The 15027-nt window shown below is 37.7% G+C and carries 15 protein-coding genes, 5 tRNA genes and 2 riboswitches; all 20 genes read left to right on the forward strand.

Annotated elements, in window-relative coordinates; all coding sequences use genetic code 11:
• Positions 1 to 81 precede the first annotated feature (81 nt).
• The 20 genes from EQM13_RS04190 to EQM13_RS04285 all read left to right on the forward strand — a co-directional run bounded on the left by EQM13_RS04190 (position 82) and on the right by EQM13_RS04285 (position 14801).
• Complete coding sequence (locus EQM13_RS04190) at positions 82 to 2118, forward strand: N-acetylmuramoyl-L-alanine amidase family protein (protein WP_071139726.1); 2037 nt, start codon at positions 82 to 84, stop codon at positions 2116 to 2118.
• Positions 2119 to 2171: 53 nt separating this feature from the next.
• A complete protein-coding gene (locus EQM13_RS04195; RefSeq protein ID WP_071139727.1) occupies positions 2172 to 2696 on the forward strand; it encodes a DUF2179 domain-containing protein in 525 nt (174 codons plus the stop codon).
• A 57-nt stretch (positions 2697 to 2753) separates the two neighbouring features.
• The gene (locus tag EQM13_RS04200; RefSeq protein WP_128752038.1) at positions 2754 to 3770 is read left to right on the forward strand and encodes a GerMN domain-containing protein; all 1017 of its coding nucleotides are present in this window, start codon (positions 2754 to 2756) and stop codon (positions 3768 to 3770) included.
• Between the two features lie 142 nt (positions 3771 to 3912).
• Entirely contained in the window at positions 3913 to 4674 is a 762-nt protein-coding gene (gene rph, locus EQM13_RS04205) for a ribonuclease PH (protein ID WP_071139784.1), read from the forward strand.
• A gap of 1 nt (position 4675) precedes the next feature.
• Positions 4676 to 5284: an RdgB/HAM1 family non-canonical purine NTP pyrophosphatase gene (rdgB, locus tag EQM13_RS04210; RefSeq protein ID WP_071139785.1), complete on the forward strand. Its 609-nt coding sequence runs from the start codon at positions 4676 to 4678 to the stop codon at positions 5282 to 5284.
• Between the two features lie 36 nt (positions 5285 to 5320).
• Positions 5321 to 5794, forward strand: a complete 474-nt coding sequence (locus EQM13_RS04215) for a metallophosphoesterase (RefSeq protein WP_071139786.1) — start codon at positions 5321 to 5323, stop codon at positions 5792 to 5794.
• A 111-nt stretch (positions 5795 to 5905) separates the two neighbouring features.
• Positions 5906 to 5979, forward strand: a tRNA-Gly gene (locus EQM13_RS04220).
• 12 nt (positions 5980 to 5991) lie between these two features.
• Positions 5992 to 6068, forward strand: a tRNA-Arg gene (locus EQM13_RS04225).
• Positions 6069 to 6081: 13 nt separating this feature from the next.
• Positions 6082 to 6158 (forward strand) — tRNA-His (locus EQM13_RS04230).
• 22 nt (positions 6159 to 6180) lie between these two features.
• Positions 6181 to 6253 (forward strand) — tRNA-Lys (locus EQM13_RS04235).
• Between the two features lie 10 nt (positions 6254 to 6263).
• Positions 6264 to 6347 (forward strand) — tRNA-Leu (locus EQM13_RS04240).
• 11 nt (positions 6348 to 6358) lie between these two features.
• A riboswitch (TPP riboswitch) is annotated at positions 6359 to 6473 on the forward strand.
• Positions 6474 to 6527: 54 nt separating this feature from the next.
• Positions 6528 to 6643, forward strand: a riboswitch (TPP riboswitch).
• Between the two features lie 80 nt (positions 6644 to 6723).
• A complete protein-coding gene (thiC, locus tag EQM13_RS04245) occupies positions 6724 to 8025 on the forward strand; it encodes a phosphomethylpyrimidine synthase ThiC (protein ID WP_071140262.1) in 1302 nt (433 codons plus the stop codon).
• Between the two features lie 49 nt (positions 8026 to 8074).
• On the forward strand, positions 8075 to 8911 hold the full coding sequence (gene thiM / locus EQM13_RS04250) for a hydroxyethylthiazole kinase (protein WP_071140263.1): 837 nt from the start codon (positions 8075 to 8077) through the stop codon (positions 8909 to 8911).
• A gap of 3 nt (positions 8912 to 8914) precedes the next feature.
• On the forward strand, positions 8915 to 9226 hold the full coding sequence (locus EQM13_RS04255) for a thiamine-binding protein (RefSeq protein ID WP_071140264.1): 312 nt from the start codon (positions 8915 to 8917) through the stop codon (positions 9224 to 9226).
• Positions 9216 to 9929 (forward strand): thiamine phosphate synthase, encoded by a 714-nt coding sequence (locus tag EQM13_RS04260; protein WP_071140265.1) that lies wholly within the window; start codon positions 9216 to 9218, stop codon positions 9927 to 9929. The genes EQM13_RS04255 and EQM13_RS04260 overlap by 11 nt, the downstream gene beginning before the upstream one ends.
• 326 nt (positions 9930 to 10255) lie before the next feature.
• The gene (locus EQM13_RS04265; RefSeq protein ID WP_071140266.1) at positions 10256 to 10714 is read left to right on the forward strand and encodes a hypothetical protein; all 459 of its coding nucleotides are present in this window, start codon (positions 10256 to 10258) and stop codon (positions 10712 to 10714) included.
• Positions 10715 to 10872: 158 nt separating this feature from the next.
• The gene (locus EQM13_RS04270; protein WP_071140267.1) at positions 10873 to 11322 is read left to right on the forward strand and encodes a MarR family winged helix-turn-helix transcriptional regulator; all 450 of its coding nucleotides are present in this window, start codon (positions 10873 to 10875) and stop codon (positions 11320 to 11322) included.
• Between the two features lie 49 nt (positions 11323 to 11371).
• Positions 11372 to 12892 (forward strand): DUF1538 domain-containing protein, encoded by a 1521-nt coding sequence (locus EQM13_RS04275; RefSeq protein WP_071140268.1) that lies wholly within the window; start codon positions 11372 to 11374, stop codon positions 12890 to 12892.
• A gap of 4 nt (positions 12893 to 12896) precedes the next feature.
• Positions 12897 to 13592 (forward strand): P-II family nitrogen regulator, encoded by a 696-nt coding sequence (locus EQM13_RS04280; protein WP_071140269.1) that lies wholly within the window; start codon positions 12897 to 12899, stop codon positions 13590 to 13592.
• Between the two features lie 261 nt (positions 13593 to 13853).
• Positions 13854 to 14801, forward strand: a complete 948-nt coding sequence (locus EQM13_RS04285; protein ID WP_071140270.1) for an exosporium glycoprotein BclB-related protein — start codon at positions 13854 to 13856, stop codon at positions 14799 to 14801.
• The last annotated feature ends 226 nt before the right edge of the window (positions 14802 to 15027 follow it).

Raw genomic sequence — 15027 nt, forward strand, 5'->3', positions numbered from 1 at the left:
TTCGTTGACATACAAAGTTGATAAATGATATAAATAAATTATGAAACTATTATAGACTGATTTAGAAAGGGGAAATTAGTAATGAAGAAATTAAAAGTTGTCCTGTTTGTTCTTATAATGTTTTTTGCGTTATCTTCTGTAAGCTATGGAGAAAATAAAATTAATATGGTTACATTAAATATCGGCGGTAAAAACCAGAAGGTAAGGGAAGTATCGGTTCTTATGGATGGACAACCTATAGTTTCGGATATTCCATCTTTTATCTATAATGACAGAACTTTAGTTCCTATAAGATTTGTAGCTGACGGACTTGGGGCGAAAACAGAATGGAATCAGGAAAACAAAACGGTTACAATTACCTTAAATGGAAAGAAAATAGTGCTGAAAATTAACAGCCGAGATATATACATAGATGAGAAGAAAGGAACTCTCTCCGGTGATAATCCGCCTCCTATGTTGGTAAATGATTCAAGGACTATGGTACCTTTGAGATTTGTATCGGAAAATTTGGGATATAAGGTAGGCTGGGATGACCAAAAAAGTACCGTAATAATTGATAGCCAAAGCGTAAAACCTCAGGGGTCTTCAATTACGGATATATCAGTCAACACAGAAAACATTTCTTCACCTGTGATAACGATTAAAGGTACGTCTTCGATGAGTTATGAAACCACTATATTACAAAATCCCTATAGAATAGTGATAGATATCCCAAATTCCAAATTGGAATTGAAAGATAAAAAGGATTATACATGGGAAAACGGAGTACTTAATAAGATCAGTTTTTCTCAATTTTCCACTAATCCGGATGTGACAAGAATTGTTCTTCAGCTGTCCCAGGAATCAGGGTTTAATGTTATAAAGTCCGGTGACGGAAAATCTTTAGAAGTATCCTTGCTTAACAACGTAACTAAGGTATCTATGGAGAAGGTCAATGGAAAAGACGGAATAGTTATTTATAATACCGGAACTCCAAAAACAAATATAATAAAGCTTACGAATCCGACGAGAATAGTGGTCGACTTGCTCAATTCACATTTAGCTGATAATAAATACAGCTACGATTATCAGTTAGGGTTCATAAAGGGTGTGAGAGTATCTCAGTTTGAACCGGACAGCCTTTATGATAAAAATAGTAAAATTGTAAGAGTTGTTTTAGATGTAAAAGAAGGAATTAGTGATCCTAACGTAAAAATAGAAAATGACGGTAATAAAATGATAATCTATCCGGAAAAGCAGGCATTGGATGAGATTAGTTATACGGGAACAGGCAATGAACGTTCCTTTAGTGTAGAAGCGCTAAAGAGTACAAAATATGATGTGAAATACGAAGAAAACAGTAAAGAGATAACTATTTCCATACCAAAGGATGACATTCAATTAGAGAATGGTTCCATTTCACCAAAAGATGGAATAGTAGACAGCATACAAGTAACAGAAGATAAGGAATATAAAAATATAAAAATCAGCTTCCAGAGAGATATTTCTTATGAAGTATTATCTGCTGCAACATCTAAGGTAATAAGTTTAAAGTTTAAAAAGAATGTTTCAACCAATCCTAACAGTAAACTTATAGTTATAGACCCGGGACACGGAGGAAAGGATCCGGGAACTGTTCCAAAGGATGTAAAAGAAAAAGATGTGGCTTTAGCGATATCGTCAAAGTTAGACGAAAAGTTAACGGAAAAAGGCTATAATACCATTATGACAAGGGATACGGATGTTTTTGTTGATTTATATGAAAGAGCGGATATTGCCAATAGAAACAATGCCGATTTGTTTATAAGTATCCATTGTAATTATAATGATAATAAAGATATTTCAGGGATTCAGGTGCTGTATTGCCCTGCAAGTGCTCCCAAAGGGGCGGGAAGAAACAGCTATGAATTTGCAAAGGCAATGAAGGAAGAGTTAATTAAAGACCTTGGAGCAGTAGATAAGGGAGTAATTGAAAGACCTAATCTTGTAGTCACAAGAGAGACCAAGATGGACGCCATACTTATAGAAACAGGATTTTTGTCGAATGCGGAAGATGAAAAATTGTTGACTGATGAAGAATATCAGTATAAGATGGTAGATGCGATAATTAAGGGCATAGAAAATTTTTTGAGTGAATAATTAACTAAAAGCGAAGGTAAATCCTTCGCTTTTGAAAGGATTGGGGAAATTATATGTCTGTATTTATAGGATATCTTTTGATATTTTTGGCGAGAGTAACAGACGTTTCTATGGCTACAGTCAGAACACTGATGGTAGTTCAAGGAAGAAAAATTCAAGCAGCTTTCATAGGTTTTTTTGAAGTAATGGTATATGTGGCAGCTCTAAGCAAGGTGGTAAACGGACTTAATGACCCGAGAAATCTTATTGCTTATGCTTTAGGATTTGCTACGGGAAATTATATGGGAATATTAATTGAAAGTAAGATTGCACTGGGAAATTTAACTGCTCAGATAATACTTAAAAGAGAAGATAATGCGGATTTAATTCAATCATTGAGGGAAAATGGGTTTGGAGTAACCGTATTAGAGGGATACGGTAAAGAAGGAATGAGAGAAGTATTACATATTGTTTTAAAGAGAAAAGATTTAAAGGTGCTTGAAAATATATTACATGAGCATGATGAAGAAGCATTTATCACCGTGAATCCAATAACTCCCATAATGGGAGGATATTTTGCAGGAAGTAAAAAGAAATAATCATAGTATTCTCTGCCAGCTAATATAATGTATTAGAAATGGCAAGGGGGGCAGAGAATGAAGATTAAAAAAACCTTATTAATAACAATTATATTTGTATTATGCATTAATTTAGCAGGTTGCAGTCTTAAAGATGGATTTTTAAAGCTTTTTTCTAAGGAAGAAGAAGAAATAATAAGAAGCGATGAAGAAAATTTATTGACAGAAGAAGATGAAGGGTTAAGAAAAACAGTCTTGTATTTTCAAAATAGTGAAGGACTTCTCGTGCCCTTAATGAGAAAGATCCCTTGGGAAGAGGGCATAGCAAAATTAGCACTGAGAAATATGATTGATAGTCCTTCATTGAGAGAAACATTAAGCCCTATAGGATTAATGCCTATTATTCCTGTAGGGACAGAGATAACGGGAATGTCTATTGATGAAGAAACGGGAATATGTAAGGTGGATTTTACGGAGAACTTATTAAATTGCGAAACTGAAAAAAGTGAAGAAAATTTAGTCAAAGGAATAGTATACACTTTGACAGAATTTCCTGCAATTAAAAAAGTACAAATAGTAGTTGGAGGGAAGATACTGCCTTCTCTTAAACATGGGATCGGAATAGGAGAACCTTTGGAAAGAGAGGATATTAACCTTGTAGAAGGTGAGGAAAATGCCAGGTCCAAAGTTGTAGTATATTATAAGGAAAACTACAATCAAGAATATGAATACTACATACCTGTTACTGTACCTACTTTAGCACCTACACCTAATATTTATACCGCCATTGAGCAATTATTTGAGGGCTCTCCTTCCGAAACATTAGGGTTGTATACAGATATTCCGGATGGATTAACGCTTCAAGGTGTGGAGGTAAGAGATGGAACAGCTTATGTAGATGTTTTTGCAGATAAATTAGATGCATTGAAAGAACAATTTGTAATCGATGGTATTACAAAGAATATTGGACTTACCTTAAAGCAATTTGATGACATTGAAAAAGTGGAGTTGTTAATAGACGGTAAAACCTTGGAGGAAGCGGGCATAGATATTGAGCATTATGAAAGTATTCCTGCTTTTGCCAATGAATATTAATAATGTTTGAGTTTATATAAGCTGTTCTTGTAGCAGCTTATATTTTTTTTTAATAGATACTTATACCATTACAATTGTTATGGAAAAATAGTATTAATTCTGTTATTATTAGAATGTAATAATATAGTTGGGAGATGTTTTTATGCAAAGGATAGATAGAAGAAAATATGATGAATTAAGAGAAGTTAATATTACAAGAAATTATTTGAAACATCCCCAAGGCTCAGCACTCATAGAGATCGGGGAAACAAAGGTAATTTGTACAGCTATGATAGATGACAAGGTACCAACTTTTTTAAAAGGGACAAATACAGGATGGATTACAGCAGAATATTCTATGTTGCCCGGTTCAACTATGAATAGGAAAGTCAGAGATTCTTCTCGGGGGAAAATCGAAGGCAGATCTCAAGAAATTCAAAGGTTTATCGGAAGAGCTTTGAGGAATTCGGTTAAGTTAGATAAGATTGGAGAAAGAACTATTTGGATAGATTGTGATGTAATACAGGCTGATGGGGGTACAAGAACTGCATCAATTACGGGAGCATATGTAGCCTTAGTAGAGGCTATGAATAAACTTTATGTTCAGGGGGAATTGCCTTATATCCCTATAACTCATTATGTATCAGCAATAAGTGTAGGAATTTTTGGTGGAGTACCAATATTGGATTTGTGCTATATAGAAGATTATAAAGCAAGAGTTGATATGAATATTGCTATGAATGATAGGGGAGAGTTTATAGAAATACAAGGAACAGGAGAAAAGGGAACATTTACTTATGGAGAATTAAATGAAATGTTGAATTTAGCCAAAAAAGGGAACGAAGAACTCATAAGAATTCAAAAAAGATCTTTAGGAGATATAGGCAAATTAATAGGACAAATTCCGCAATCAGAAGGTGAATAAAATGGAGAGAAGAAAGTTGATCCTTTCTACAGGAAATATTCATAAGGTAGAAGAAATAAAGGATATTCTTGATGGATTCAACATTGAAATTTTATCTAAAGATGAAATAGGATTAAAAGAATTTAGTATAGAGGAAAATGGTACTACTTTGGAAGAAAATGCCATCAAAAAGGCAACAGAAATTCAACAAATAGCCGGAGGAATAGTTATTGCTGACGATACGGGACTTTTTGTAGATAAATTAAATGGAGAACCGGGCTTATATTCTGCAAGATATTCGGGAGAAGGCTCTACATACAGAAAAAATAATAAAAAACTTCTTAACAATCTTAAGGGGGTACCACTAAAAGAAAGAAATGCAGTATTTAAGACAGTTATAGCAATAACAGACGGAAAAAGAACGAAAACTGTAACAGGAGAATGCAGGGGGAAAATAGGATTTGAAGAAAGAGGTACAGAAGGATTTGGATATGATCCTCTGTTTATAGTAGACGGATATGATAGGACTTTTGCAGAATTAGGAGAAGAAATTAAAAATAAAATAAGCCACAGGAGTAGAGCTTTGAAAAAATTAAAAGAAGAGCTAAAAATTTTTTTGAATGAAATATAAACGAAAATTAGGAAACATATGTGAAGGTGATAAGCAGTGAGAATATTTGTAGTGAGTGATACCCATGGAAGAATAAATGAATTTATTAAAAAGGTCGAATACTTAGAAAAACCTGATATGATTATTCATTTAGGAGATTATATCGAAGATGGAATTGAAATTGAAAAGAGATTAAATATTAATACTATAAAAATAAGAGGGAATTGTGATTTTTATACGGAGAAGAAAAATGAGGAGACTATATTGAATATTGGAGATAAGAGAATATTTCTAACCCATGGGCATAAATATAATGTAAAAATGGGTATTCTAAATTTATATTATGCAGGAAAAGAAGAAAATGCAGATTTGATACTATATGGTCATACTCATATACCATCTATTGAAAAGAAGGATGGCATGATTTTTCTAAATCCCGGAAGTCCCTCAATGCCGAGAGGAAGGCATAAGAGGACCTTTGCAATTGTAGAAATCGGAGATAAAATAAAGGCAGATATTATAGAAATTTGATTTTGACGTATTGACAAGGATATTTTTATCTGTTATAATCATATAATGTTAGCAGAAAGGGTCACAGTGTGACAGTGAATTGTGTCAGCGAGAAAGGATTTATGAGTCCTTGCGGGTGTAGCTCAATGGTAGAGTACTGGCTTCCCAAGCCAGTTACGAGGGTTCGATTCCCTTCACCCGCTCCAAATGTTAATTTTGCACCTATAGCTCAGGTGGATAGAGCAACGGACTTCTAATCCGTGTGCCGGGGGTTCGAATCCTCCTAGGTGCACCATTTTTTTGTTGTGGTGGGTATAGCCTAGCTGGTTAGGGCGCCAGATTGTGGCTCTGGAGGCCATGGGTTCGAATCCCATTACCCACCCCAAGATAATTATAATAATAAAAATGACTCATTAGCTCAGGTGGTAGAGCACCTGACTTTTAATCAGGGTGTCCGGAGTTCGAGTCTCCGATGGGTCACTACTTTTATGCGGGAATGGCGGAATTGGCAGACGCGCTAGACTTAGGATCTAGTGTCATTGACGTGGGGGTTCAAGTCCTCTTTCCCGCACCAAACAATTGCAGATTATATTGCGGGGGAACTATATGGGCTGCGGTCCACATGAGTTGAGAAGGTTAAAACCTGACCCTTTGAACCTGTCAGTTAATACTGGCGAAGGGAAGCAAATTGTTACATGAAATGATTAAGGTGCTTTTCTTATAGAAGGAGGCACTTTTTTATTATATAAAACCGAATATGTTGCGGGGGGACTAAGCGGGCTGAAGTCCGTATTAAGTTGAGAAGGTTAAAACCTGACCCTTTGAACCTGTTAGTTAATACTGACGTAGGGAAGCGGAATTTGATAAGAAAGATGTTTGCTGAAATCGGTGAACGTCTTTTTTTATGACTCCTACCGCAACGACGGACTAAAGAAAGGAGTCTATTCAGAATGAATTATAAAACACAGATGGAAGCGGCCAGAAAAGGTATTGTCACAAAGGAACTTTCGCGAGTTGCTAAAGATGAAGGTTTTACAGAGCAGGAACTTTTAGCTCTTGTAGCATCGGGTCGGATTGTGATTCCGGCGAACATCCGCCATAAATCGCTACACCCTTACGGGATCGGCGAAGGTCTGCGGACGAAAGTCAACGTTAATCTCGGTATATCAGGTGATTGCGCAGATTATCATGCGGAAATGGAGAAGGTAAGGCTGGCAGAGAAATTCGGTGCGGAATCAATTATGGATTTGAGTAATTATGGAAAGACACGGGAATTCCGTAAAAAATTGATTGAAATTTCTCTGGCGATGATCGGTACCGTCCCTATTTACGATGCCATTGGGTATCTCGAAAAAGATCTGAAGGAAATCACAGCACAGGATTTTCTGAGAGTCATACGTTCCCATGCGGAGGAAGGGGTGGATTTTATGACCATTCATGCGGGTATCAACCGTCGGGTCATGGAAATTTTCCTGCGCGAAAGGCGGCAGATGAATATTGTTTCACGCGGTGGTTCTCTGATTTTTGCGTGGATGAAGATGACGGGGAATGAAAACCCTTTTTATGAGTATTATGACGAACTGCTCGATATCCTGCGGGAACACGACGTAACCGTTAGCCTTGGCGACGCGCTCCGCCCTGGAAGTATTGCGGATTCGACGGATGCTTCTCAGATTGCCGAGCTCACGGAAATAGGAAATTTGACAGAACGTGCCTGGAAGCAGGATGTGCAGGTTTTGGTTGAAGGTCCGGGCCACATGGCTATGGATGAAATTGCGGCCAACATGAAGATTGAAAAACGGATTTGCCACGGCGCACCTTTTTATGTGTTGGGGCCCCTTGTCACCGATATAGCGCCCGGCTATGACCATATTACGTCGGCTATCGGCGGGGCCATCGCGGCGGCAAACGGTGCAGATTTTTTGTGCTACGTGACCCCAGCAGAACATTTGCGCCTTCCAGACCTCAGTGATGTTAAAGAGGGAATTATTGCTTCCAAAATTGCAGCACATGCGGCGGATATTGCCAAGGGCGTGAAGAATGCACGGATGGCGGATTTCCAGATCAGTGAAGCTCGTCGGAAACTGGAATGGGAGGATATTTTTAAACTCTCTCTGGACGGAGAGAAGGCGAAAGAATATTACGAAAGCATTCCGCCGGAAGACCGGCATAGTTGTTCCATGTGCGGCAAAATGTGTGCAGTACGCACCATGAACCGAATACTGGACGGACTGGATACGAAGCTGAGATGATATCATTAGACTTGATTTGGGGAATACCAGTGGAAGGAGGAATATAAAAATGATTAGTAAGGAAGATATTAAAAACCGAATGATTCAAGCAGTTGAAACCGTAAAGCGGACAAATCCTATGGCAGGATCCATCACGAATTCAGTAACTATTAATTTTGTGGCTAATGCTCAGCTCGCTGTCGGAGGGTCCGCCGCTATGGTTTACCTGCCTGATGAGGGAGAATTTTTGGCGGAAGCCGGCGGCGCCACCTATATAAATGTCGGTACTCTCTTGCCGATTTATGAGCAGACTCTGCCATGTACAGTCAAAGCCCTGTATGATGCTGGAAAACCATGGGTTCTGGATCCGGTCGCAATCGGAATCGGATTACTTAGGACTCAACTGTTACGGCAGTTTAAGGAGTATAAACCAAATGTAATCAGAGGGAATGCTTCGGAAATTATTGCGTTGGCCGGTTTATGGGGATTAGAGGGCGGTACAGCTCAATCCAATGTCCGCGGCGTTGATTCTACGGATTCGGTAACCGACGCAGAGATTGCTGCTGTTGCACTGGCGAAGTGGACAGGCGGGGCTGTGGCCGTATCCGGTAAAACGGATTTGATAACGGATGGTTCCATTGCAGCCTTTTCCTATGGAGGATCTTACTTTATGGAGAAAATTACCGGGTCAGGTTGTTCATTGGGTGGCGTCGTCGCAGTATATGCAACATCTGCTTCACCATTTATTGCAGCACTTACTGCCACTGCGGCGTACAATTTGGCGGCGAGCCGTGCTGAAAGTAAAGCGGATGGTCCAGGAAGTTTTCAGATTGCGTTCATCGACGAATTATATAAAGCCACTGCGGCTGATATTGCAAATAACCCATTTGAAATTAAGGAGGTTTAATCGATGAATGTACTGATTGCAGTAGCCATTGCACCATGCGGTGTAGGTAATGAGCTCGCGCCGGAAGTAGCCGAAGTCGTGAAAGTGATTCGTGAATCGGGTTTACCTAATCGCACAACTTCCATGTTTACGGAAATTGAAGGTGAGTGGGATGAAGTGATGAAGGTCATAAAAGATGCGACATTTGTACTCGCAGGCAAAGGTATCCGCACAGAAGTCGTTCTGAAGGCCGATATACGCCCAGGCTGTACAAACATGATAAATACAAAAGTTGATAAAATAAACGGTATTTTGGGAGGTAAAAATGAGCATTAGAGAAAAATTAGACATTTCAGCATATCTGGTAGTGGGACCGGAGAACACAAAAGGTCGAGACGTTGCAGAAATTATTAAAGATGCAGTAGAGGTTGGGTTCTCCTGTGTACAAATTCGTTCAAAGATTGCTTCGGCACGTGAACTGATTGAATTAACCCGTCAGGCTTCTAATGTAATTGCGCAAGCCGGTAAATCGGACAAAGTTGCACTGCTCGTGGACGACCGCCTTGACGTTGTACTGGCAGCGAGAAAGCAGGGGATAAAAGTGGATGGAATCCATGTCGGACAATCGGATATCCCGGTGGAAGTCTGCCGGGAATATTTAGGCGGCAATTCCATCGTTGGTCTATCAGCCAGAACACATGAATTATTTGAGTATATTAAAACTGCAGATGTCAGTCAAATCGACTATTTTGGTGCTGGACCGTTGCATGAAACAAAAACAAAACCGGACTGTGGGCTTGATTTAGATGGGAAAGTAATTACCAGAAGTTTTGACGATATTGCGGAACTTGCCAGACTCAGCCCGATTCCGGTTGTAGTGGGCGGAGGTGTCAAGCTTGCCGATATACCTGAGCTTGCTGGAACCGGAATCGACGGTTTCTTTGTGGTGTCTGCGGTGTGTGGAGCCGATAACCCTAAGTCAGAAGCTGCCAAGCTGGTTGAGACTTGGAATTCCGAAAGGTTTAAATTGAGCAGATAACATATAAAAAAACAAACCTATTTTTATGTTATTAAAAGTAGGTTTGTTTTTTTATGTCTACAAATTTTTATTTTATATGGGATTTTATTGAGGATCGGTTTCGTTGACGTATGATGGTCCTTCCTATATATAGATAAAAAACTAATTGCAAAATACATATCACCGGAGGAGGCTGCTTTGTGTTTCTGTCATTTTGAATGGGCAAAGAGCGGAGATTTATTTTTTTATAGATTTATGATATGCTAATATAGGAAAAACAGGATTATTATGCAGTTTTTGTTCGATAAACATATTTCGATTATTTATATAATGAGGAGATGAAAGAGATGAAAAATTATGTATTTGGATTTTCACTAACAGGCCTTATATTGTATGTATTGCAATTGTTCCCCAACATTATATGGATGCTCATACCGCCGGCTAACAATGTGCTTGTGAAGAATTCTTCACTGTATCCAATATTTAATATTATAGAGCAGGTTTTTGGAATCATGACAGTTGCTCTATTGATTTTGATATTAAATAAAAAGGGTGAGAAAAACAGTGGCATTTATATTGGATTGGCGATTATATTTTTGGCAGGGTATTATATCTCATGGATTTTTTACTATCAGGGGGTAGTATCTCCTTGGCTTCTTATCATAGGGCTTGCCGCCATGCCGCCTTTGTATTTTTTATTTGTTGGACTCTGGATGAAAAATTACATTGTCATACTTCCATGTATTATTTTTGAAATTGCACATATTGCAATCACATGTTCTAATTATTTAAATCTGTACAGATAATAATGGCAATTATATTTATGTTACGGTGGAAAGATACTACGAACAAAAGGGAAAATAAAAATTTTTGTGGTTAATGTTGACAATAATATATTTAAATCATATAATATTTAATATAAATATGATTTAAAAAACATATAAATTTAATGAGGAGGATTATTGTGCTCGAAGAAGAGTTTAAAGATGAAATATGGGATATTCTTCACGTTGTTAAGGTTGGAGCAGAGAAAGTACTGCATCCTATTGTGCAACCTGAAGGACTAACGGTGATCCAGACATATGTCCTTTTTGCTGTCCAAAAATATGAAATTATAACTGTAGGAAATTTATCAAAAATTTTTGAAATCAATCAGGGAAATGTTTCTACCACATGTAAAAAGCTTGAAAGATTAGGATTTATATATCGAGTTCGGCAGAGTGAAGATGAACGTATAGTTTCTTTATCTTTGACAGAGCATGGAAGACAAGCACTGAAAAATATAAGAGAAAGAGCAAAAAAATATGATCCTATTTTACGAACCATACCAAAGGAAAAATTCCAAGTGATTTTAAATGGTTTTTCTGAGCTTAATGAACTTTTTAAACTTTTAGGTACTGTTGAGGTGAAATGATGTTTTTATGTAGTATGAAATATAAATCAAAGATTTGAGGGGGCGAGAAATGAAAAGAAATCTGAAAGCAAAAGTAAAAGAAGCATTGTTATCTGTGCTACCTATAACTATAATTGTTCTTTTTTTAAGTATTACAATTATTCCTATGCCAGTTGGTACCACATTGTTGTTTTTATCCGGTGCTGTATTGCTTATTATTGGAATGGGATTTTTTTCATTGGGTGCAGATATGGCTATGATTCCAATGGGTGATGGCCTTGGAATTGAACTGGGTAAATCTCAAAAAATTTTTCTTATGACAATAGTTAGCTTTATTCTGGGTTTTTTAATTACTGTTGCCGAACCTGATTTACAGGTTTTAGCTCACCAGGTTCCTTCCATTCCTGATAATGTACTGATCTTTACAATAGCCTTTGGCGTGGGAATCTTTTTAGCGATTGCGGTATTACGCACATTTTATAAAATTAGTTTCTCATATATGCTTATCTTTTTTTATTCTCTTGTTTTTATTCTATCGATATTTGTGCCTAAAGATTTTATTGCTATGGCTTTTGATAGCGGTGGAGTTACTACGGGCCCGATTACCGTTCCTTTTATTATGACATTTGGAGTGGGAATGGCTTCAATACGAAGTTATAGAGATTCACAGGACGATAGTTTCGGCATGGTTGCTCTTTGTAGCATCGGACCAATTTTAGCTGTCCTTATCTTAGGTATATGTTATAATCCAACCACTACCGATTATACATCTGCTGTAATTCCTGATGTTTTTACAATGCAAGATGTAGCACGGCAGTTCTTGATTGGTATTCCTATATACTTCAGAGAAGTCTCAATTGCCCTTTTTCCTATCATTTTGTTCTTTGCTGTTTTTCAATTAATTTCCAGAAGATATAAGAAACGTCAGTTGATAAAAATTGGAGTAGGACTGATTTATACCCTTGTTGGTCTGGTTTTATTTTTGACCGGAGTAAATGTAGGATTCTTGCCTGCAGGTCATTACATAGGTTCGGAGATTGCTGCATCTGCATATAAATTGCTGCTGATTCCTTTAGGAATGATAATAGGATATTTTATTGTATCGGCAGAACCGGCTGTACATGTTCTTAATAAACAAGTTGAGATGGTTTCACAGGGAACGATTTCCCAAAAGCTAATGCAACGAAGTCTATCTATAGGAACGTCTATTTCCTTAGCTTTTGCTATGATTAGGGTATTGAGCGGTATATCCATTTTCTGGTTTTTGGTTCCTGGTTATTTCATTGCCATAATATTGACTTTTTGGGTACCAAAAATATTTACGGGAATTGCCTTTGATAGTGGAGGCGTTGCCAGCGGGCCTATGACTGCTACTTTTTTACTTCCTTTTGCCATAGGAGTATGTAAAAGCCTTGGAGGTAACATTATGACAGATGCTTTTGGTATTGTAGCCATGGTTGCTATGACTCCTCTCATTACTATTCAGGTTATGGGCCTTATATATAAAATTAAAATGGAATCATATGATGAGACAAAAAGTGTCGCTATATTAGATACTGAGGATAGCATAATAGACTATGAGGAGGAGTAAAAATATGAATAGAGATGTAAGTAAGGGGATTGTTAAACTTGTCGTGACAATTGTTGATCGTGGTAATGGACAAAAGATTACTGAAATTTGTAATAGAGAACAGCTTCATTTTCATTTTATTTGCTTTGGATGTGGTACAGCGGATTCGGAGATGTTGGATTATTTGGGAATAGGTGAGACTGAAAAAGATGTTGTCATAAGCATGGTACCGGATTCTAAAATACCATTGTTGCTTTCAACTCTTTTAGAAGAGATGCAATTGAAAAGTCCCGGTAAAGGCATATCTTTTACGATGCCGATATCAGGAATTGGTAGCTTGATTTCGAAATTGTTAATGCGGGAAGAACGTATAAAAATAGAAAGTGAAGTGAGAAAAATGGAATGTAATGTAAAATATGCGCTTGTTATAATTGTCGTTAATCGCGGATACAGCGATGTAGTTATGACTGCCGCTAAATCTGTCGGAGTAACTGGAGGGACTATGCTTGATGCGAGAGGGATAGGATATGAGGAAGCAGAAAAGTTTTTAGGAATTTCTATACAATCTGAGAAAAATATTTTAGCTATTCTTTGCAGTCAAAAAGATAAGCATACTATTATGGAAACGATTAATCAAGTTGCCGGTATGAGAACAGAAGCTGGAGGAATTGTGCTTTCTTTGCCTGTAGACAATATAATAGGAATTAATGGCCTTGAGTAATGAATAAACTGAAATCCCATGTAATAGTAAGTTTTAATATCCCCTTTTGTATGTTGATAAGAAATGTGATATAGATGCTCCTTCTATTTGTTGATGATATAAAACTTTTGTGAAAGAAAAAAAGCCGCAATTTACTATCTGTGAGTTGCGGCTTTTTGTTATTGCGTTATTTATTATGACGAGTTTTAACAAAATCTTTAAGAACGAATATATTATAATAGATATACGCATTTGATAATTAATAAGGAGGATTGAACAGTTATGTCAACTAACTGTGATGATTTTATAAAGGTAAAAATTCCCAAAAGTAATTATTGTCATTGGCAATACTATAAGAAATGCTGCTGTAAAGGTCCAACAGGAGCGACCGGCCCAACAGGCCCGACTGGGCCAACGGGACCTGGAGCTGGTAGTACAGGAGCAACAGGAGCAACGGGACCAGTGGGAGCAACAGGAGCAACGGGGCCAGTAGGAGCAACAGGATCAACAGGGGCAACAGGAGCAACAGGATCAACAGGGGCAACAGGAGCGACGGGAGCAACAGGAGCAACGGGAGCGACGGGGGCAACTGGAACAACGGGAGCGACAGGAGCAACGGGTCCAATTGGGGCAACAGGAGCAACGGGTCCAATTGGAGCGACAGGTCCAACAGGAGCAACGGGACCGATAGGTCCAACGGGAAATGATAGTGGAGGCGCCATTATTCCTTTTGCTTCAGGATTTCCTATTTCATTGGAAAGCATAGCCGGAGGGCTTGCAGGAGTACCTACTTTTTTAGGATTCGGGTCATTTGGAAATGGTTTTGGTCCTTTGAGTCCTACAATTGATCTAAGTGGTGCCATAGGGCAGGAAGTAAATTATGCATTTTCTATACCTCGGGATGGATTCATTACATCTGTCGCTGCTTTTTATAGTTCAGCGCTGGGATTAGATATTCCTGGTTCGACGATTACCATTCATGCACAGGTTTATACTTCTATTGTTCCAAATAATGTTTTTAATGCTGTTGCAGGAACTGAGGTGATCTTATCTCCTTCTTTAGGGCCAAATGTTTCTGTTGGAGATATCAGCAGCGGCATAGTTGATGGACTGATGATCCCTGTAACTGCAGAGACTCGATTAATTTTAGTATTCTTTATGACTGCAGAAGGAGAAATACTTGAAAATTTAGTGTTAGGGTATGCAAGCGGAGGGATAGGAATACTATAAACAAAATTACTAAAACAAGTAAATAAAACTTGCCTTATTCAAGTAATGGCAAGTTTTATTTTATTAACTATAAAATAGTTTATAATAGAAGACGATTTCTGACATTACCAATTCATCTTTTGTTGTTTTTTAAGCTGTTTCACTACAATTTAAGTAACGAATGGTATGGACAACAATTTTAATCCATATAATGTGGTTCACGATCTTTCTTTTAAATAATTTTTTT

It is taken from the genome of Acidilutibacter cellobiosedens (genome assembly GCF_004103715.1).
Taxonomy (GTDB): domain Bacteria; phylum Bacillota; class Clostridia; order Tissierellales; family Acidilutibacteraceae; genus Acidilutibacter; species Acidilutibacter cellobiosedens.

Coding starts and splice junctions, on each gene's coding strand:
- EQM13_RS04275 (WP_071140268.1), top strand. CDS start 11,372: ATGAAAAGAAATCTGAAAGCAAAAGTAAAAGAAGCATTGTTATCTGTG.
- EQM13_RS04195 (WP_071139727.1), top strand. CDS start 2,172: ATGTCTGTATTTATAGGATATCTTTTGATATTTTTGGCGAGAGTAACA.
- EQM13_RS04200 (WP_128752038.1), top strand. CDS start 2,754: ATGAAGATTAAAAAAACCTTATTAATAACAATTATATTTGTATTATGC.
- EQM13_RS04265 (WP_071140266.1), top strand. CDS start 10,256: ATGAAAAATTATGTATTTGGATTTTCACTAACAGGCCTTATATTGTAT.
- rph (WP_071139784.1), top strand. CDS start 3,913: ATGCAAAGGATAGATAGAAGAAAATATGATGAATTAAGAGAAGTTAAT.
- EQM13_RS04260 (WP_071140265.1), top strand. CDS start 9,216: ATGAGCATTAGAGAAAAATTAGACATTTCAGCATATCTGGTAGTGGGA.
- EQM13_RS04255 (WP_071140264.1), top strand. CDS start 8,915: ATGAATGTACTGATTGCAGTAGCCATTGCACCATGCGGTGTAGGTAAT.
- EQM13_RS04280 (WP_071140269.1), top strand. CDS start 12,897: ATGAATAGAGATGTAAGTAAGGGGATTGTTAAACTTGTCGTGACAATT.
- EQM13_RS04285 (WP_071140270.1), top strand. CDS start 13,854: ATGTCAACTAACTGTGATGATTTTATAAAGGTAAAAATTCCCAAAAGT.
- rdgB (WP_071139785.1), top strand. CDS start 4,676: ATGGAGAGAAGAAAGTTGATCCTTTCTACAGGAAATATTCATAAGGTA.
- thiC (WP_071140262.1), top strand. CDS start 6,724: ATGAATTATAAAACACAGATGGAAGCGGCCAGAAAAGGTATTGTCACA.
- EQM13_RS04190 (WP_071139726.1), top strand. CDS start 82: ATGAAGAAATTAAAAGTTGTCCTGTTTGTTCTTATAATGTTTTTTGCG.
- thiM (WP_071140263.1), top strand. CDS start 8,075: ATGATTAGTAAGGAAGATATTAAAAACCGAATGATTCAAGCAGTTGAA.